Source organism: Nonomuraea sp. B12E4 (genome assembly GCF_039871825.1).
In the GTDB taxonomy this organism is placed as follows: Bacteria; Actinomycetota; Actinomycetes; order Streptosporangiales; family Streptosporangiaceae; genus Nonomuraea.
Genome location: NZ_JBDPME010000003.1, coordinates 85,597 through 103,113 on the forward strand (window position 1 = coordinate 85,597; position 17,517 = coordinate 103,113).

17 protein-coding genes and 1 other RNA gene are annotated in these 17,517 nt (G+C 71.6%); 10 read left to right on the forward strand and 8 right to left on the reverse strand.

Translation table 11 applies throughout. The features are described from left to right. The first annotated feature begins 26 nt into the window (after positions 1 to 26). Genes ABGB18_RS09150 through ABGB18_RS09160 form a run of 3 tightly spaced genes read left to right on the forward strand, consistent with a single transcriptional unit; the run spans position 27 to position 3,759 of the window. Positions 27 to 1,193, forward strand: coding sequence for an acyl-CoA dehydrogenase family protein (locus ABGB18_RS09150; protein ID WP_347694961.1), 1,167 nt, complete (start codon positions 27 to 29; stop codon positions 1,191 to 1,193). Beyond that, positions 1,190 to 2,212, forward strand: coding sequence for an acyl-CoA dehydrogenase family protein (locus tag ABGB18_RS09155; RefSeq protein WP_347694962.1), 1,023 nt, complete (start codon positions 1,190 to 1,192; stop codon positions 2,210 to 2,212). The genes ABGB18_RS09150 and ABGB18_RS09155 overlap by 4 nt, the downstream gene beginning before the upstream one ends. Continuing rightward, positions 2,212 to 3,759, forward strand: a complete 1,548-nt coding sequence (locus ABGB18_RS09160) for an AMP-binding protein (protein WP_347694963.1) — start codon at positions 2,212 to 2,214, stop codon at positions 3,757 to 3,759. The genes ABGB18_RS09155 and ABGB18_RS09160 overlap by 1 nt, the downstream gene beginning before the upstream one ends. Here the strand turns inward: ABGB18_RS09160 and ABGB18_RS09165 are convergent. From ABGB18_RS09165 to ABGB18_RS09180, 4 genes are all read right to left on the reverse strand, one after another. Next, positions 3,720 to 4,274 (reverse strand): hypothetical protein, encoded by a 555-nt coding sequence (locus tag ABGB18_RS09165; protein ID WP_347694964.1) that lies wholly within the window; start codon positions 4,272 to 4,274, stop codon positions 3,720 to 3,722. The two genes, ABGB18_RS09160 and ABGB18_RS09165, sit on opposite strands and share 40 nt — an antisense overlap. Positions 4,275 to 4,354: 80 nt before the next feature. Then, positions 4,355 to 5,338, reverse strand: a complete 984-nt coding sequence (locus ABGB18_RS09170) for a YafY family protein (RefSeq protein WP_347694965.1) — start codon at positions 5,336 to 5,338, stop codon at positions 4,355 to 4,357. Positions 5,339 to 5,355: 17 nt separating this feature from the next. After that, on the reverse strand, positions 5,356 to 7,320 hold the full coding sequence (locus ABGB18_RS09175) for a zinc-binding dehydrogenase (protein ID WP_347694966.1): 1,965 nt from the start codon (positions 7,318 to 7,320) through the stop codon (positions 5,356 to 5,358). Between the two features lie 48 nt (positions 7,321 to 7,368). Beyond that, positions 7,369 to 8,802, reverse strand: coding sequence for an Nramp family divalent metal transporter (locus ABGB18_RS09180; RefSeq protein ID WP_347694967.1), 1,434 nt, complete (start codon positions 8,800 to 8,802; stop codon positions 7,369 to 7,371). Between the two features lie 248 nt (positions 8,803 to 9,050). Between ABGB18_RS09180 and ABGB18_RS09185 the strand changes: the two genes are divergently transcribed. Then, positions 9,051 to 9,446, forward strand: coding sequence for an SSI family serine proteinase inhibitor (locus tag ABGB18_RS09185; protein ID WP_347694968.1), 396 nt, complete (start codon positions 9,051 to 9,053; stop codon positions 9,444 to 9,446). Between the two features lie 233 nt (positions 9,447 to 9,679). Here the strand turns inward: ABGB18_RS09185 and ABGB18_RS09190 are convergent, their stop codons facing one another. Together ABGB18_RS09190 and ABGB18_RS09195 are read right to left on the reverse strand one after the other, a co-directional pair. Further along, positions 9,680 to 10,702: a membrane dipeptidase gene (locus tag ABGB18_RS09190; RefSeq protein WP_347694969.1), complete on the reverse strand. Its 1,023-nt coding sequence runs from the start codon at positions 10,700 to 10,702 to the stop codon at positions 9,680 to 9,682. A 211-nt stretch (positions 10,703 to 10,913) separates the two neighbouring features. Continuing rightward, positions 10,914 to 11,186: a hypothetical protein gene (locus tag ABGB18_RS09195; RefSeq protein WP_347694970.1), complete on the reverse strand. Its 273-nt coding sequence runs from the start codon at positions 11,184 to 11,186 to the stop codon at positions 10,914 to 10,916. 111 nt (positions 11,187 to 11,297) lie between these two features. On the opposite strand from ABGB18_RS09195, the gene ABGB18_RS09200 reads away from it, so the two are divergent. From ABGB18_RS09200 to ABGB18_RS09220, 5 genes are all read left to right on the forward strand, one after another. Then, the gene (locus tag ABGB18_RS09200; protein ID WP_347694971.1) at positions 11,298 to 12,098 is read left to right on the forward strand and encodes a Nif3-like dinuclear metal center hexameric protein; all 801 of its coding nucleotides are present in this window, start codon (positions 11,298 to 11,300) and stop codon (positions 12,096 to 12,098) included. 2 nt (positions 12,099 to 12,100) lie between these two features. Beyond that, a complete protein-coding gene (locus tag ABGB18_RS09205; RefSeq protein WP_347694972.1) occupies positions 12,101 to 12,841 on the forward strand; it encodes a C4-type zinc ribbon domain-containing protein in 741 nt (246 codons plus the stop codon). Further along, entirely contained in the window at positions 12,838 to 14,160 is a 1,323-nt protein-coding gene (locus ABGB18_RS09210) for a bifunctional RNase H/acid phosphatase (RefSeq protein WP_347694973.1), read from the forward strand. The genes ABGB18_RS09205 and ABGB18_RS09210 overlap by 4 nt, the downstream gene beginning before the upstream one ends. Positions 14,161 to 14,275: 115 nt before the next feature. Further along, positions 14,276 to 14,663: RNase P RNA component class A (gene rnpB / locus ABGB18_RS09215), an RNA gene on the forward strand. A 305-nt stretch (positions 14,664 to 14,968) separates the two neighbouring features. After that, positions 14,969 to 15,721, forward strand: a complete 753-nt coding sequence (locus tag ABGB18_RS09220; protein ID WP_347694974.1) for an RHS repeat-associated core domain-containing protein — start codon at positions 14,969 to 14,971, stop codon at positions 15,719 to 15,721. Between the two features lie 83 nt (positions 15,722 to 15,804). Here the strand turns inward: ABGB18_RS09220 and ABGB18_RS09225 are convergent, their stop codons facing one another. Next, positions 15,805 to 16,533: a LysR family substrate-binding domain-containing protein gene (locus ABGB18_RS09225; protein WP_347694975.1), complete on the reverse strand. Its 729-nt coding sequence runs from the start codon at positions 16,531 to 16,533 to the stop codon at positions 15,805 to 15,807. Between the two features lie 54 nt (positions 16,534 to 16,587). Between ABGB18_RS09225 and ABGB18_RS09230 the strand changes: the two genes are divergently transcribed. Continuing rightward, the gene (locus ABGB18_RS09230) at positions 16,588 to 16,959 is read left to right on the forward strand and encodes a DUF5997 family protein (protein ID WP_347694976.1); all 372 of its coding nucleotides are present in this window, start codon (positions 16,588 to 16,590) and stop codon (positions 16,957 to 16,959) included. 94 nt (positions 16,960 to 17,053) lie between these two features. On the opposite strand, the gene ABGB18_RS09235 is transcribed toward ABGB18_RS09230, so the two are convergent. Next, entirely contained in the window at positions 17,054 to 17,347 is a 294-nt protein-coding gene (locus tag ABGB18_RS09235) for a hypothetical protein (RefSeq protein ID WP_347694977.1), read from the reverse strand. Between the last annotated feature and the right edge of the window lie 170 nt (positions 17,348 to 17,517).

Consider the following 17,517-nt stretch of genomic DNA (forward strand, 5'->3'; position numbering starts at 1 on the left):
GTGGGCACTGATGCCAAGGAGGCGATGTGGACCTCGCAGAGTATCGGCGCGCCGCCCGGGCCTGGCTCCAGGAAAACGCTCCAACGCGGGATGACCCCGGGGCGGACGGGGCCGGCGGGGCCAAGGAGTTCATGGCCCGCCTCTACGACGCCGGCTACTCCGGCATCACCTGGCCGGAACGCTGGGGCGGCCAGGGGCTGACGCAGGCGGAGGAGCGCGCCTTCGCCGCCGAGGCCCGCGACTACGCCCTGCCCACCTACGTCTTCTCCATCGGCCTCGGCATGACCGGGCCGACCCTGGTCGACCGGGGCAGCGACGAGCAGCGGGAGCGGTTCGTCCGGCCGTTGCTGCGCGGCGAGGAGATCTGGTGCCAGCTCTTCTCCGAGCCCGGCGCCGGCAGCGACGTGGCCGGCCTGCAGACCAGGGCCGAGCGGGACGGCGACGGCTGGATCGTCAACGGCCAGAAGGTGTGGACCTCGGTCGCCCACCACGCCGACTGGGGGCTGCTGCTGGCCCGTACGGACGTGGAGGTGCCCAAGCACCGGGGGCTGACCATGTTCGTGGTGGACATGCACCACCCCGGGGTGACGGTCCGGCCGCTGAAGGACATGAGCGGCAGGTCCAACTTCAACGAGATCTTCTTCGACAACGTCGCCATCCCCGACGAGCACCGCGTGGGTGAGGTCAACGACGGGTGGAGCGTGGCCGTCACGACGCTGCTGCACGAGCGGCTGTCGATCTCGGCGGGCGTCGGTATGGGCGGGCGGCGCGACGACCCGACCTCGTTCGAGACGCTGCGCCAGAGCGTCGACACGAGCGACCCGCTGGTCCGCGACGAGCTCGTCGAGCTGCACATCCGCAGCCGCGCGCTGGCGCTGTTCAACCAGCGGCTGGCCCAGGAGACCAGGGCAGGGATCTTCCCCGGCGCCCGGGGCAGCGCCGCCAAGCTGCTGCTGGCCGAGCTGACCCTGTTCCAGGCCGACCTGGCCACGCGGCTCGTCGGCCCGGAGTCCGTGCTGTCCGATCACCCGCTGGCGCAGGCCATCTCGCTGGCCCCCGGCATGTCACTCGGCGGCGGCACCAACGAGATCATGCGCAACATCATCGGCGACCGGGTGCTCAACCTGCCGCCCGAGCCCCGGGTCGACAAGACCGTGCCGTTCAAGGACCTGAAGGTGGGGACGCAGGAGTGAAGCTCGTACTCAGTGAGGAGCAGCGGCAGCTTCGCGACGCCGTGCGCGGCTTCCTGCGCACGGCCTCGCCACTGCCCAAGGTCCGCGACGGCTACGACCCCCAGGTGTACGCGCGGCTGAACGGCGAGCTCGGCCTGGCCGGGCTGATCATCCCCGAGGAGCACGGCGGCGCGGGCGCGGGACTGGCCGAGCTGGCGGTCGCGCTGGAGGAGACCGGCGCCGCGCTGCTGCCGGGGCCCTTCCTGGCCACGTCGTTCGCGGCCATCGCGCTGCGCGCGGTGCCGGACAAGGAGCTGATGACCGGCATCGCCGAGGGCAGGATCGCGGCCACGCTCGCCGAGGCCGAGCTCTCCCACGACGACGGCACGGTGAGCGGCACGCTGGCGCAGGTGCTCAGCGGCATGGACGCCGACGTGCTGGTGGTCCCCGCGCGGGGCGGCGACGGCCCGGTCATGGTCGCCGTCGAGCTGGCCGGGCCCGGCGTCACCAGGTCCGCGCTGGACACCCTCGACCTCACCCGCGGCCAGGCGCGGGTGGCCCTGGAGGGCGCGCCCGCCCGCGTGCTCGGCCCGCGGCCGGAGTCCGGCATCGGGGACCGGCTGTGCGTGGCGCTGGCGGCCGAGCAGCTCGGTGTGATGCGGGCGGCGCTGGAGGCCATCGTCGCCTACGCCAAGATCCGAGTCGCCTTCGGCCGTTACATCGGCTCGTACCAGGGGGTCAAGCACAAGCTGGCCGACATGCACTGCAAGCTCGAACAGGCCGAGTCCATCGTCAGATACGCCGCCTGGGCCGCCGACGAGGCGCCCGAGGAGCTGCCCGGCGCCGCCGCCCTCGCCCAGGCGTACGTCGGCCGCACCTGCTTCGAGGTCGCCCGCGACCACCTGCTGCTGTTCGGCGGCGTCGGCTTCACCTGGGAACACGACGCGCACCTGTTCTACAAGCGGGCCAAGGCCGACGAGGTCCTGCTCGGCCCGCCCCGCGTTCACCGTGCTCGTCTCGCGCACCTGCTGGAGCTCTGATGGATCAGCGACGTGACACCCCGGCCGGGAGCGCACCGGTGGACGTCGGCGAGCTGCCCGGCTTCTACGCCATCGCCGCGGCCGACCCCGACCGGCTCGCCGTGATCGACGCCGACGGCACCGAGACCACCTACGGCGCGCTGCTCGCCCGGGTCAACCAGGTGTCCCACGGGCTCAGGGCCCGCGGGATCGGCACCGGCGACGTGGTGGCGGGGGTGCTGCGCAACGGCATCGACGCCCTCGTCATGATCATGGCGACCGGCCAGATCGGGCTCTACTACGTGCCGATCAACTGGCATCTGACCGCGTCCGAAGTGGCGTACATCCTCAAGGACTGCGACGCCGAACTCGTCGTCACCGATCCGGAGCACGCCGTGCCCGGCGCGGAGGTCGGGACGGACGGGCTGGCCGCGGGGCAGCCCGTCACCGCGCCCGGCGAGCGCGCGACCGGGGCGGTCATGTGGTACACCTCCGGCACCACCGGCTTCCCCAAGGGGGTGCAGCGGCCGCTGCCCGGCGCCGCGCCCGAGGAGGTCGTGCCGCTCTACACGTGGTTCTTCGGCGAGGTCGTGGACCTGCGGCCCGGCGCCGAGGTGCATCTGGTGACCTCGCCGATGTACCACTCGGCGCCGTGCGCGCACGCGCAGTTCGCGCTGCACCTCGGGCACACGGTGGTGATCGCGCCCAGGTTCGACCCGGAGAACGTCCTGGAGCTGATCGAGCGCTACCGGGTGTCCAACGCCATGATGGTGCCGACCATGTTCCACCGGATGCTGCGCCTGCCCGAGGACGTCAGGACAAAATACGACGTGTCCAGCCTGCGCCAGGTCATCCACACCGCCGCCGCCTGCCCGGTCGCGGTCAAGCAGCAGATCATGGACTGGTGGGGGCCCGTCCTGTACGAGTACTACGGCTCGACCGAGTCGACCGTCGCCTTCTCCGTCAAGCCGCGCGACTGGCTGGCCAGGCCGGGGACCGTGGGCCGGCCCGCGCCGTCGTTCGAGGTCAAGATCTTCGACGACGACGGCAAGGAGCTGCCGCCGGGCGAGCCCGGCATGATCTACGTCAGGTCCGCCCTGGGCAAGTTCGAGTACCGCAAGGACCCGGCCAAGACGGCGGCCAGCATGCGAGGGGAGTGGTACGCGCCGGGGGACATCGGCCACCTGGACGCGGACGGCTACCTGTTCCTGTGTGACCGGCGTACGGACCTGATCATCTCGGGCGGGGTGAACATCTACCCCGCCGAGATCGAGGCCGCCCTGCTCGAACATCCCGCGGTGGCGGACGTGGCCGTCATCGGCGTGCCGGACGAGGAGTGGGGCCACAACGTGGCCGCCCTCGTCCAGCCCGCCGAGGGCGTCACACCGGGCCCCGGGCTGACCGCCGAGCTGCTGGAGCACTGCGGGTCGCGGATCGCCAGGTTCAAGCATCCGAAGGTGGTCGAATACCGCGACCAGCTCCCGCGCACGCCCACCGGCAAGCTGTCGCGCTCCAAGGTGCGCCAGGACTATCTGTCGTGGCCGGGGAACACCAGCTCCTCGGTGTAGCGCCGCCCGTCGCCCAGGTAGAAGCTGGTCGACAGGGTGCGGTCCGCGGTGTCGAAGACCGTGGTCCACATGGTGCGGAAGGGGGTGGCGGGGTCCTCCCGCGGCCGGACCGAGCGCAGGGTCTCGCGCAGGTCCCGCGGTGACATGGTCACGCCCTTGCTGCGCTCGTGCAGTGTGCGCAGCCGTTCGAACGTCCGGAAGCTGAGCTCGGTGTCCTCGGGCAGGTTCATCGGGTCGGGGTGGCGGTGCAGCAGGTGGTTGGTCACGCAGAGCGGCCCGTCGCCGAGGATCGCCGCCGCGCCGTCCATGCGGGCGTGGTGCTGCGGCCAGTGCCGCTCGAACCAGGTCCGCCGGGCACGGTTGACCACCGGGTCGCCGGGGGTGGGCGCCCAGCCCAGCCTGCGCGCCTCCTCGGCGAGCGCGCGGCCGATCTCGAACCGGCTGCCCTTGAGCGTCAGATGGTGTACGAGCTGGAAGTCGTCCTTGCCGCCCGGGACCTGCGTCATGTTCTGCATGCCCCGCGGCGTCGCCAGTCGTGCTGACCAGGCCCTTACCACCCGCTGACCGTCCCCGCCCGCAGGCTGACCGCCCCCGGCTACGGGCTGCCGCGCCGCGGGCGTGCGCCGGCGGGGCGGCGGTAGCGCTCCGAGAGCCGCAGCACGTGCTCGGCCAGCTCCGGCGGGTCGAGCACCTCGAAGTCCACGCCGATGAACCCGATCCACACGGCCATCCCCGCCAGGTCGTCGCCGCCCAGCCTGACCAGGCAGGAGGCCGCGTCGACCGGCTCGACCTCGAGCCCCGGGGGCAGAGCGCCCATCCGCCCGGCCGGGGCGTGCAGCAGCACCGTGGCCCGGTGGCGCCACATCGCCGCGCTGACGCCCTTCTCCACGTATTTGGCCACGTCACCGCCCTCTGGCAGCTCCCGCGGGGTGAACCGGGGCCCGCCCGGCGTACGCGGCCGCAGCCGGTCCACCCGGAACGTCCGCCAGTCCCGCCGCTCGACGTCGTAGCCCACCAGATACCAGCGGCCACGCCGGTGCACCAGGCGGTGCGGCTCGACGTCGCGTACGGTCGCCTCGCCGTCATGGCCGGTGTAGTCGAAGCGGAACCGCTCGTGGTCGCGGGCGGCGTTCGCGATCGTGGTCAGCACCTCGGGAGCGACCGGAGCTGGGGTGCCGGACACCACGGGGATCTGCACGGTGTAGGCGTTGAGCGCGCTCACCCGCCTGCGCAGCCGGGACGGCAGCACCTGCTCCAGCTTGGCCAGGGCGCGCACCGAGGTCTCCTCGATGCCCTCCACACCGCCCCCGGCCGCCCGGCCGAGCCCGACCGCGACCGCGACGGCCTCGTCGTCGTCGAGCAGCAGCGGCGGCAGCGCCGCCCCCGCGCCCAGCCGGTAGCCGCCCGCGACCCCGGGAGTGGCGTGCACCGGATAGCCGAGCGAGCGCAGGCGCTCGACGTCGTTGCGGATGGTCCTGGTCGAGACCCCGAGCCGGGCGGACAGCTCGGGACCCGACCACTCCCGGTGGGCCTGGAGGAGCGAGAGCAGCTTGAGCAGGCGGGCGGAGGTACCAAGCATGCGGACCAGTGTGCCTGCTAACGCGGCAAGAAGCCTTCCGTGTTCAGGACGATCTTGCCGAGGAAATGGCCCTCCTCGCTGCGCCGCTGGGCGTCGGCGGCGCGGTCCAGGGGGAACGTCTCCGCGATCGGAATCCGTACGTGCTCGATCGGGACGGCCTCGTGGCCGCCACCCGAGGAGAAGCGCACCCCGAGCCGCCCGGCGTTCAGCGGGTCGGCGATGGTGATGACCTTGTCCGGGTCGCCGGTGAGCTTGACCGACATGTCCAGCTCGCCCCTGCCCGAAGCGTCCAGCACCAGGTCGATGGGCTCGTTCGGCGGGAGGCGCTCCTCCAGGCCGTCGCCGTAGGTGACCGGGTGGACGCCGAGGCCGCGGAGGTGGGGGTGGTGGCGTTCGCTCGCCGTCCCGATGACGCGGGCGCCGGCGGCGAGGGCAAGTTGCGCGGCGGCCAGGCCGACGCCGCCCGCCACCGCGTGGATCAGCAGGGTCAGGCCCGGCCGGAGCCCGAGCTCGCGCAGCACCCGCCGGGCCGTCCCCACGGCGACCGGGAGCGCGGCGGCCTCCTCGAAGGAGAGGTCGTCGGGCTTGGCCGCCAGCGCGTCCGCCTCGGCGATCACGTGTGTGGCCGCCGCCCCGGACGCGACCTGGCCGAACACCGGCGCGCCGAGCCGCCGGCCGGTGACCCCCGGGCCGAGCGCGTCGATCGTGCCCGCCATCTCGATCCCCGTGCCCTGCGGGCCGGCGGGCGGGGCGCCCATGAGACCCTTGCGGATCTTCCAGTCGATGCCGTTCACCCCGGCCGCCCTGACCGCCACCCGTACCTGGCCCCGGCCCGGCCGGGGGAGCGGGATCTCCTCCAGCGCCAGCACCTCCGGGCCGCCGTGGGCCCGGTAGCGCACGGCCTGGGCGGTGACGAGCAGCAGCGCCTTGCCGACGAGTTCGCGCGCCGCCAGCGCGGCGTGCGCCTCCGAGGCCCGCTCCAGCGGCACGGCCAGCCCCACGACCGTCGTCAGCCGGCCGGCGGCCGCCTCCCGCATGGTCTGCTCGGCCAGCCTCCTGAACTCGTCCGGAGCGAACTGGACCTGCTCCATGCCGACCAGCCGCACCCCCCGCCGCATGGCCCGCTCCCGGTCGACCGGGGCCGGCGACCCGCTGGGCACGCCGTAGGCGAAGAACGTCCCGCCGGGAGCGACCAGCTCGAACGCGGCCCCACCGACCTCCCCACCGACCCCGTCGAACACGACGTCGAACCCCTCCGGCGCCGCGCGGCCGGTCGTTCCAGCCGCTGTGGACCCGGTCGTCCCAGTCGCTGCGGTCGTCTCAGGCTCGTTGAGGGCCGGGTCGCCGGTCGCCTCAGGCTCGTTCAGGGCCCGGTCGCCGGTCGTCTCCGCCGCGCCCAGGGCCGGGTAGTCGATCACCTCCGCCGCGCCCATGCGCAGGGCCGCCGCCCGCTTGGCCGGGCCGTGCGCCGCGGCCGTCACGCGGGCGCCGGCCGCCGCCGCCAGCCGCACGATCGGCAATCCCAGCGCCCCACCGGCCCCCGTGACCAGCACCCGTGACCCGGGCCGCAACCCCGCGGCCGCCACCAGGCTCAACGCCGCGGGCCCCACCTGCACGAGCGCCGCCGCCTGCCACGAAGGCACCTCGTCGGGCACCGCGACCAGCCGGTCCGCCTCGGCCGCCACCCGCTCGGCGTACCCCCCGCCGGGGACGAACGCGGCCACCCGGCGGCCCACCCATCCGGCGTCCACGCCGTCACCCGCCGACAGCACCCGCCCGGCCACCCCGGTCCCCGGCACGTACGGTGGCTCGTTCCCGAACCATTCGCGCCCCCACCCGGCCCGCAACTGCGCGTCGAGCGACATGACGTCGGCCACCGAGACACCGATCACCACCTGCCCGGGACCCGCGACGGGCTCCTCGGCCCGGCGGGTCCTGAGCACCTCGGGGCCACCGAACTTCATCACTTCGACAACTTCCATGGCCCCGAGCCTGGCACCTCAAGTCCGGTTGAGGTCAACCGGGCCGGATCACCCGCCGAACAGGTTCTGTGCCTGCTGGATGACGACCAGCACGGTCAGCGTGCCGAAGAACGCCACCGACCACACCAGCGCGCCCAGCCGGAAGGAGCGGACCCGGATGGCCTCGGGCAGCGCCCGCCGGTTCAGGATGATCAGCAGGATCGAGTACACGAACATCATCACGGCGGCGAAGCACGCCGAGAACACCAGCAGGATGAGCGGCTGGTCGAAGCCCAGCAGCAGGATCCCGATGCCGACCAGCGCCAGCGCCCAGACGACCAGGAAGTAGACCTGGTTCACGGAGACGGACTTGTCCCGCAGGTAGACCGTCTTGATCGTGTCGGAGGCCAGCCGCGAGGTGTAGTCCACGATGCCCATGGCCGAGGCGAACAGCGCCAGTGCCCCGATCATCCAGAACAGCACCCCGAACCACGTGCCCACGGTCTCCTGCAGCACCTGGCCCTCGACCTGCAGGAAGCCGATGCTGTTGGCCAGCCCGGACCGGCCGAAGACGGTCGAGTACGCCAGCATCGACATCAGCGCGATCGTCACGAACGACACCATGGCGAACGTCCACGCCTGCTCGATGTTGGCGAACCGCCACCACTGCCGCCAGCGGGCCAGGTTCTCCTTGGTGGGCGCGAACTGGAACCCGGTCGACGCCTCCGCCTCCTGGTGCCCGGTCACCGGGCTGACCAGGCGCGGGACGTACTGGCCCATGCCGAAGCCCTTGTCGCGGATCCAGTTGCTCTGGCACAGGTTCTGGCCGCCGCCCGCGCCGGCGTACGCGATGGCGCCCATGAGCACCGAGAACTCCAGCGGCGGCACCGGGAAGCGGGCGTCGACGGTCAGGCCCCTGCCGAGCTGGACCCAGCTCTCGGCGTTGACCGCGAAGAGGACGGCGACGACGATCAGCGTCGCCACCAGGGCGATCTTCACGAAGATCACCCGTTCCAGGGCGAGGTAGATCACCGGAGCCAGGGTCAGGCCGAGCGCGATCACGATGAGCATGCCGATCGCGATCCAGCGCACGCTGCCCTCGCCCGAACCGGTCAGATAGGTCACCATGGTCGCGGACGAGGTCACCCATCCGGGCCAGAGGTTCGAGCAGAGCGTCATGAACACGAAGACCAGGCCCCAGTGTTTCCACATCCGGCTGAACCCGGTCAGCGCGGTCTCCCCGGTGGCCAGGGTGTAACGCTCGATCTCCATGTTCAGGAACCACTGGGTGATGATTCCGATCGCGGCGCCCCAGACGAATATCAGCCCGACTTGTGAGGCGATGTAGGGCCAGAGAATGAATTCGCCCGAAGCGAGGCCGACACCGGCGCCGACCAGGCCGGGGCCGATGACGCGCCAGGTGGAGCGGGGTGGTTCGGGCAGGTCGCGGACGGTGACGGCGGGTAGGACTCGCGCAGGAACGGTGGGGGTGAATTCCGCCATGCGGATCTCCTTGTTCGGCTTCCTGGCAGCCAGGTTACAGAGATCCGTAATGACTGTGGAATACCTGGTTAACCACCTTTCGTCCGGCGCGACTTCGTACCCGTGAAGAACCGAGGACGACAGCTCTATGTATCCATGCGATCACCCTGCGGTTACCGCGTGACCAGTAGCCGTTCGACGGTCACTGAATGTAGTCATGTGGGGTGCGCCGTCCCATGTGGGGACGGCCGTTGACCAGGGAGGTTCTCATGACGGTCGTGCTGACCGCCGCCCGCAGGGCGGCCGCGATCGGACTGTGCGTAGCCGCGACCCTCGCGGCGCCGTTCGCGGCGCTCCCCGCCGCCGCGGCGGCGGGCGCGGATCTCTACATCACCGTCACACCGCGCGACGGCGGTGCGCACTCGATGCGCCTCACCTGCGACCCGGACGCGGGGATCTACCCGCGGCCGCGGGAGGCCTGCAAGGCTCTGCACGAGGTCAACGGCTACTTCCGCGACCTCAACGTCAACCCGGGGCCCTGCCCGCTGATCTGGGACCCGATCGAGGTGGAGGTGAACGGTCACTGGTACGGGCGGCCGAACCCGTATTACCAGGAGTTCCCCAACCCCTGCGTCATGGAGCGCAAGCTCGGCCCGGTCGTCTGACCGGCACCCTGCGGCTCGCTGGTCCAGCCTGCACCGCCAGTCCAGCCCGCACCGAGCGGCCCGGTCGTCTGGTCCGCACGGCGCGGGCCCGGTCGTTCAGCCCCGCCTCGCGTGGCCCGGGCGGTGCCGCATCCCTTGTCCCATGTCGTGGCCCTTCCCTGCCTGTCATGCCATGCCATGGCCACTGCCCGCCCGCGACGCTCGCGGGCGGGCATTCCGTTTCGGCGCGGTCGTCAGAGCAGGTCGCCGAAGAACCGGTGCACGTTACCGCCGATGATCTTCATGACGTCCTTCTCCGGCAGGCCGCGGGCGAGCAGGCCCTCGGTGACCAGGGGCAGCCCGGACGGCCCCGCCAGCCCGGGGATCGCCGCCCTGGGGTTCACGCCCCGGTTGTTGAGGCCCTCGCAGCATGGCCGCGTCAGGTCGGCCATGACTTCGCGGATGAAGTCGGGGCCGAGGCCGACGTGGTCGATCCCGGCGACCTCCGCGACGTGCTCGATGTGGTCGAGCAGCCGGTCGAGCGTCGCGTCCTCCTCGCGGTCGGTGAGGAAGGGGGCGAAGAAGTTCACGCAGACGACGCCGCCGGTGCCGGCCACCCCGCGGAGCTGCTCGTCGGTGAGGTTGCGGTGGTGGTCGCGCAGCGCGCCGGCGGCGGAATGCGTGGCCATGACCGGCTTGGTGGCCAGCTCCAGCACGTGAGCGACACCGGAGGCGCCCAGGTGGGAGACGTCGAACACGATGCCGAGCCGCTCCATCTCCTTCAGCGCGGCGACGCCGTGGGAGGTCAGCCCGCTGCCCGTGGCGTCCTCGCCGCTGCCATCGGCCAGCGCCGTACGGCCGAAGTGCGCGATGGAGGCCACCCGCACGCCCAGCCGGTGGACGGTCGAGATCAGCTCCACGTCGGCGTCGAGGCCCGGCATGCTCTCCATCGCGAGCACCAGCGCGATCTTGCCCTCGTCCAGCGCCCGGTCGATCGCGGAGGCGTCGAGACAGAGCCGTACCTGGTCGGCGTTGCCCTCGGCGAGCACGTGCGCGCACTCGATCATGCGCAACGTCTGCCGCAACGCACCCTCCGGCCGGTAGTCGTCCTCGACGAAGACCGGCAGGACCTGGAGGTTCACCCCGCCCTCGACGAGCTGCGGCAGCCATCGCTCCCGGAAGAACGAGGCCCAGAGCTCCGGCGGGCGGGCTGAAACGGCCATCAGAAGATCATTGTGAGTGTCGGCAACAACGGCACGCTGGTGCAAGGACATCATGCTACGGACAATATTTACTTCTGCCACGGCGGACCAAGCCGCCCCCCCCACGGGGGCATCCAGAGAACCCCTGCCATCGGTTACGGCGGGGCCGAGTCGGCCGCCCCCCGCCGCACGTGGCTGGGGGCTTCCAGGAAAACGCTTGCTGACCGGTGCGTGGCTGGGCGCCAGTCACGTGCGCCCTGTGGGCCCGCTGGGTGGTTTTCGTCGTTTAGCTGGGGTCGATGGTTCGATAGGCCGCTTCTGGGGGTTTGGTTGTCAGGCGGCGGTAGAGAGATGTGGGGCCCGGCCAGTTGTTCGTGACGCGGCCCTCAGCCGTCTTGTACCAGCTCCGGCAGCCGCCGCCGCCCCACACCATCCGCTCCATCGCCGCGTCCAGTTGCCTGCTCCACGCCGCCATCACCCCGGGGCGCACCTCGATGGGCCCGGACGCGGACAGGCGGGGCAGGCAGGACATGATGTGGTCCACCTGGCACTCGATCATGAAGATGATGGAGTTGTGGCCGAGGTTCGTGTTCGGGCCGTACAGCACCAACACCCTCACCAAGGCCGCCGAGGCCGTCCCGGAGGCCGATAGTCTGCGCAGGTGGCTGCTGTGACGTTGACGGACGTGATCGAGGTGCTCGAGGCGGCTTACCCGCCCGCCCGGGCCGAGTCGTGGGACGCGGTGGGGCTGGTCAGCGGGGATCCGGGCCAGGAGGTGCGGCGGGTGCTGTTCGCCGTCGATCCCGTGGCGGTGGTGGCGGCCGAGGCCCTGGAGTGGGAGGCCGACCTGATCGTCACCCACCACCCCCTCTATCTGAGGGGCACCACGAGCGTGGCCGCGACCACGCCGAAGGGGCGGCTGATCCGCACCCTGATCAAGAACGACGTCGCCCTCTACACCGCCCACACCAACGCCGACGTGGCCAACCCGGGCGTGTCCGACGCCCTGGCCAGGGCCGTGGGCCTGGCCGGTGACCTGGTGCCGCTCCAGCCGTTCCCCGACGACCCGTGGCGCGGGCTCGGCCGCATCGGGGAGCTGCCGGGGAGGATGACCCTGGAGGAGTTCGCGGAGCGGGCGGCCGAGGGGCTGCCGCGGACGGGGGCGGGCATCCGCGTCGCGGGCGATCTGTCCCGGCCCGTCACGCGGGTGGCGGTCAGCGGGGGCGCGGGCGACTCACTGCTCGAAAGGGCCAAGGCCGCGGGAGTGGACGTGTTCCTCACGGCGGATCTGCGGCATCATCCGGCGAGCGAGTTCGTGGAGTCGGGCGGGCCCGCGCTGATCGACGCCGCGCACTGGGCGACCGAGTGGCCGTGGCTCGACAGCGCCGCGTCGATCCTGCGCGATAGTGGCGTTACCGTTGAAACGCGTGTCTCCGCCACGGTCACCGATGCTTGGACAAGAGGATATTGATCATGAAAGCAGCCCCTGAGGCCCAGAAGAGACTACTCGACCTGGCTGAGATCGACTCCGTGATCGATCGGCTGGCCCACCGCCGCCGGACCCTGCCCGAGCTGGCCGAGATCGACGAGCGCTCGAAGGCGTTCGCCCGGCTCTCCACCCAGGTCATCGAGGCCGAGACCGAGGCGGGTGACCTGGCCCGCGAGCAGGCCAAGGCGGAGAGCGACGTCGACGCGGTGCGCACCCGCGCCGACCGCGACCAGAAGCGCCTCGACTCCGGCGCCGTGACCTCCCCCCGTGACCTGGCGAGCCTCCAGTCCGAGATCACCTCGCTGCACCGGCGGCAGGGCGACCTGGAGGAGGTCGTCCTGGAGATCATGGAGCGCCGCGAGGCCGCCGACACCAAGGCCACCGACCTGGTGGCGCAGCGCGACGAGGTCGCCGCCGCCGTCGCCACCGCCGAGGACCGGCGCGACGCCGCGCTCGGCGAGATCGAGAAGGAGTCGGGCGAGGTCCAGGGCCGCCGCGCCGCCGTCTCCGGCGAGATCCCCGCCGACCTGCTCGCCCTCTACGAGAAGCTCAGGGACCAGTACGGCGTGGGCGCCGCCATGCTGCACGGCGGCCGGTGCCAGGGCTGCAAGGTGGCCCTGTCCATCGCCGAGATGAACCGCATCAAGGCCGCCCCCCACGACGAGGTGCTCCGGTGCGAGGAGTGCCGCCGCATCCTCGTACGCACGGCGGAGTCGGGCCTTTGACGTCCTACCTCGTCGAGGCGGACGGCGGCTCCCGGGGCAACCCGGGGCCGGCGGGTTACGGCGCGGTCGTCAAGGACGCCTCGGACGGGCAGGTGCTGGCGGAGGCGGCCGAGGCGATCGGCGTCGCGACCAACAACGTCGCCGAATACCGCGGCCTGATCGCCGGTCTCACGGCCGTGCTCCGGCTGGGCGGCGACGGGGCGTCGGTGGCCGTCCGGATGGACTCGAAGCTGGTCATCGAGCAGATGGCGGGCCGCTGGAAGATCAAGAACGAGGGTCTGCGGCCGCTCGCGCTGGAGGCCGGCGCGCTGGCCAGGCGGCTGCGGGTGACGGAGTGGACCTGGATGCCGCGCGACCGCAACAAGCACGCCGACCGCCTGGCCAACGAGGCCATGGACGCCGCCGCCAAGGGCCTCACCTGGAAGGCGGGCGGCACCACCGGCCCGGCCGCGGACACGCACGGGGCCCCGGACACGGCAGCGGACACGGCAGCGGACACGGCAGCGGACACGGGACGCCCAGCGAAACCGTCGGACACGACGCCCTCCAAGACGGCCCCCACGGCCTCGGCGACCTCAGCCGCCTCGCGTGCCACCCCCGACGTCTCCGACCTCTCCGCCCCCACCGCCTCCCTGGTCACGGAGGACGCCCGGCAGCGCGGCAAGGGCACCGGCTGGGCCCCGCCCACCCGCGTCGCGACGTCGTTGCTCCTGCTCAGGCACGGTGAGACCGAGCTGTCTCTGGAGCGCAGGTTCTCCGGCCGCGGCGACACCGAGCTCACGGCCAACGGCCTGGCCCAGGCATCGGCGGTGGCGGAGAGGCTGTCGCGGGAGCCGTACCGGCTGGATGCGATCGTCACCTCGCCGCTCAAGCGCGCCCGGCAGACGGCGGAGGCGGTCGCCCAGCTGACCGGCCTCGACGTGGAGGTGGACGAAGACCTCAGAGAGGCCGATTTCGGCGCCTGGGAGGGCCACACGTTCACCGAAGTGCAGCGTCGCTGGCCCACCGAGCTGGCTGCCTGGTTCACCGACCCGGAAGCCTCCCCGCCGGGCGGCGAGAGCTTCGCCACCACCGCCCGCCGCGTCCAGGCGGCGGGCGCCCGGCTGGTCGAGCGCCACGAGGGCAAGACCGTGCTCGCGGTCTCGCACGTGACCCCGATCAAGATGCTGCTGAGGTTCGCCCTGATGGCGCCGCTGGAGTCCGTCTACCGGATGCACCTCGACCTGGCGTGCCTGTCGCTGATCGAGTACTACGCGGACGGGCCGGCCGTGGTGAAGTCGTTCAACGACATCTCGCACCTGACCGGGCGCCCCCGCTGAACGAGCGGGCCGTGCCGGATACCGCCAGAACACCCGGCACGGCCGCCGACGCCATCGTCCCCCAGACGCCGGTGTCGTGCCGGGAATAGTGCGAGACTTGGTACAGTTCTGCAGACGAGTCGGCCGGGCGACCGCGTCGGGCCCACGGGCCCGCCGAGGAAGGTCCGGGCTCCACAGGGCAGGGTGGTCGGTAACACCGACCCGGGGTGACCCGCGGGACAGTGCCACAGAAAGCAGACCGCCCCCCGGCCTACGGGGGGTAAGGGTGAAAGGGTGGTGTAAGAGACCACCAGCGCCCACGGTGACGTGGGCGGCTAGGTAAACCCCACCCGGAGCAAGGTCAAGAAGGGACGCTCCACGGAGTGTCCCGCGCGCGACGTTCGAGGGCTGCCCGCCCGAGCCGCGCGGGTAGACCGCTCGAGGCCGCCGGCAACGGCGGCCCTAGATGGATGGTCGCCCCTTCACACGAAGGACAGAACCCGGCCTACAGGCCGACTCGTCACACACCCTCTGACCAGGAGCTTGAGGGTTCATGCTCCTTTGTTCCGGCTCTGTTCCGCCAGGTCTTCTCGGGCTTGGCGTCGATCGAGATCGCCCTGCGTGACCACCACAAGGAGCGCACCTCGGCCGGACGGCGCACCCGCAAGGCCCCGCCCGTCGAGCTGACCGGACCGTCCTGCGGGCCCTGATCGACACCGTACGGCACTGCTTCGCGACCGCGGCTCGGATATGGCCGGGGCCAGTCCCCGGTGAGCAGGTCGACGCCGTCAGCACCTCGCAGTTCGCCATCGATAACGGCACACAGAAGGTGACCCAGCGCCGCCAGACGCCGTTCGGTGCAGCGCGCGGCGCGCCAGTGGGCTTCCCCGGTCAGAAGGGCTTCGTCGGCGGCACCATCGACGCCTCCACCGGGCTCACCCACCTGGGGGCACGCGAATACGACCCGTCGATCGGCCGGTTCGTCTCGGCGGACCCGGTCATGGACCTGACCGACCCGCAGCAGATGAACGCCTACACCTACAGCAACAACAACCCGGTCACCTACGCCGACCCGACGGGACAGTTGTGGGGGGAGATCGGCAGCTTCTTCAAGAACGCGGCTTCCGCGGCAGTCAATGGCTACGGCCTTCTCTCCGGGCAGCCGCTCGCCCTGGTGGTCCCCGGCACCGAGAAGGAGCGGCCGACCGGCAGGCCGACCGCCGCAGGTGGGGTCAAGGACGGCGAGGTCAGTCCGGGCGGGAGGTACATCGCCGTCCCGTTCCTCGCCCCGACCGGCGGGCCGCAGGAGTATCTCGATGTCCGGGTGCTGGACACGGAGACCCTGAGATGGACGCGCGTGCCGTCGATGCCCGTGCCCGTCGACGTCAAGACCCGCAGGATGGGCTGGACGCCAGACGGCCGGCTGGTGCTCGCGGGCGCATTCGTCACGACCGCGGACGCCGATCCGCGGGAGACCGGCTACGCGAGCATGATCGTCACCTGGAGGCCCGGCGAGCGGACGCTGTCTCTCAGGCCACTCCCCGTGGCCTGGCACGCCAACGTGTCGATCATCACCCCATAGGCAACGAGGCCGCCTCCGCGCGGGCGACGGATCCTGAGGGGACGTCGCACCGGCCACCCGGCCGGGTCCGGCCGGGTCGCGGCTCACCGATGCCGGTGGCCCTTCCTTCTACGGCCGGCCTGCACGGCCCGGCGACCGGAGCCCTTCTGCACAGGTTTCTGCGCCTGCCGCTGTGCCGGTTTCTCCGCGGGGGAAGCAGGGGTACGGCCCCGCGAGCTGTTCACCGTCCGGCCACGGACGATGCCGATGAAGTCTTCCACCAGGTCGGTGGTCGCGTCCGTGGGCCAGGTCAGCGCGACCTGGGACTGCGGCGCGTCCGGCACCGGCCGGTAAGTGAGATCCCTGCGGTGGTGGAGGCGTGCCAGCGACTGCGGAACCACGAGGAGCCCGGTGCCGGCCGCGACCAGCTCGACCGCGCTCGCCGTCGTGGCCGGGCGGGTGAAAGCGGGCAGCCCGGGCCGGACCGCCCACTCGATGGTGTCGTCCAGAGGATGGAGCACCTCCTCGTCGGCCAGGTCGGCGATCAGCACCTCGTCGGCGGCGGCCACGGCGTGGTCCTTGGGCACCACGACCACCGTGGTCTCCACGTAGAGGGGAATCACGCTGAGCCCCTGCCGGTCGATGGGCAGCCTGACGAACCCGGCGTCGGCGCCGCCGTCCCGCAGGAGTCCCACAGCCTCGGCGGCGGGAACCGCGGCCAGGGTAACCGGCACGTCGGGCATCCTCTCCGTCCAGGTGTTGACCCATTTCGCGGGTGTCACTCCGGGCACGTACGCCAGCCGAAACACCCTGCCGGTCTCTCCTTCAGTCACTTGCTCAGAGTACTGATGTTCGGGGAACCCGGTCCGACTGACTACGCTTGGCCCATGACCTCGCCGAAACCGAAGACCACCCAGACCATGAAGCCCGAGACCGCGGCCAAGAAGCTGGGCGTCCTCCTCTCGGCCACGCCCGCCGAGTTCCGGGCGGGTGTCGTCTCAAGGGACGAGTTCAACGAGCTGCAGGCGAAGCCACCCGCCTGGCTCTCCGACCTGCGCCGCAACGGCCCGCACCCCAGGCAGGTCATCGCCGCGAAGCTCAGGATCTCCATTTCCGGTCTGCTCAGAGGCGGGATCACCGAACCGCTCACCACCGCTGAGATCGACGCGCTGAAAGCCGAGAACCCGGAGTGGCTGGAGCACGAGCGCTCCGTCCAGGCCGAAAACCGCAAGGAAGCGCTCCGCCTCAAGCAACGCTAGACAGCCTCCCGGCACCTCGTGCCGCCCCACGAAGGACCCCGGCCCGCCGACGGACGGTCCCGGCCGCGGCGGGCGTGGATCGGTGGGTACGGCGTCAGTCGATCCGTAGACTTCCGGCACCCCAGAAGACCTCAGTGTCCCCGGGCGGCACGACCTCGGCGAGGAACCGCCTGGTGCAGGCGGGGTCGTGGTAGATGTAGGCGCGCTCGCCGGTGTGGTTGACGACGAAGGCGCGGTCGAGGTGGTTGAGCGGGTAGCAGCCGCTCGGGTCGTCGTAGCGGGTGTCGTTGATCACCACGTAGCCCGTGGCCGCCTGCGCCGGAGCGAGCGGGGCCATGGCCATGACGCCTGCGGCGGTCAGGGCCATGGCGGCAATGGGGACACGCATGCACGATTCCTTCCGGGTGGGCGCGGCCGAGACGCCGCTCCCGCAAAGCGTCAACCCTCCATGTCGCCGTCGCTACTATCCGTGATGTCAGGGTGGTTTTTGTCCGCACGAACAGCGGCCGGAGCTCGATCTCACTCGCGAGCCACTCACTTCGTCGTCCCTGTGACTCG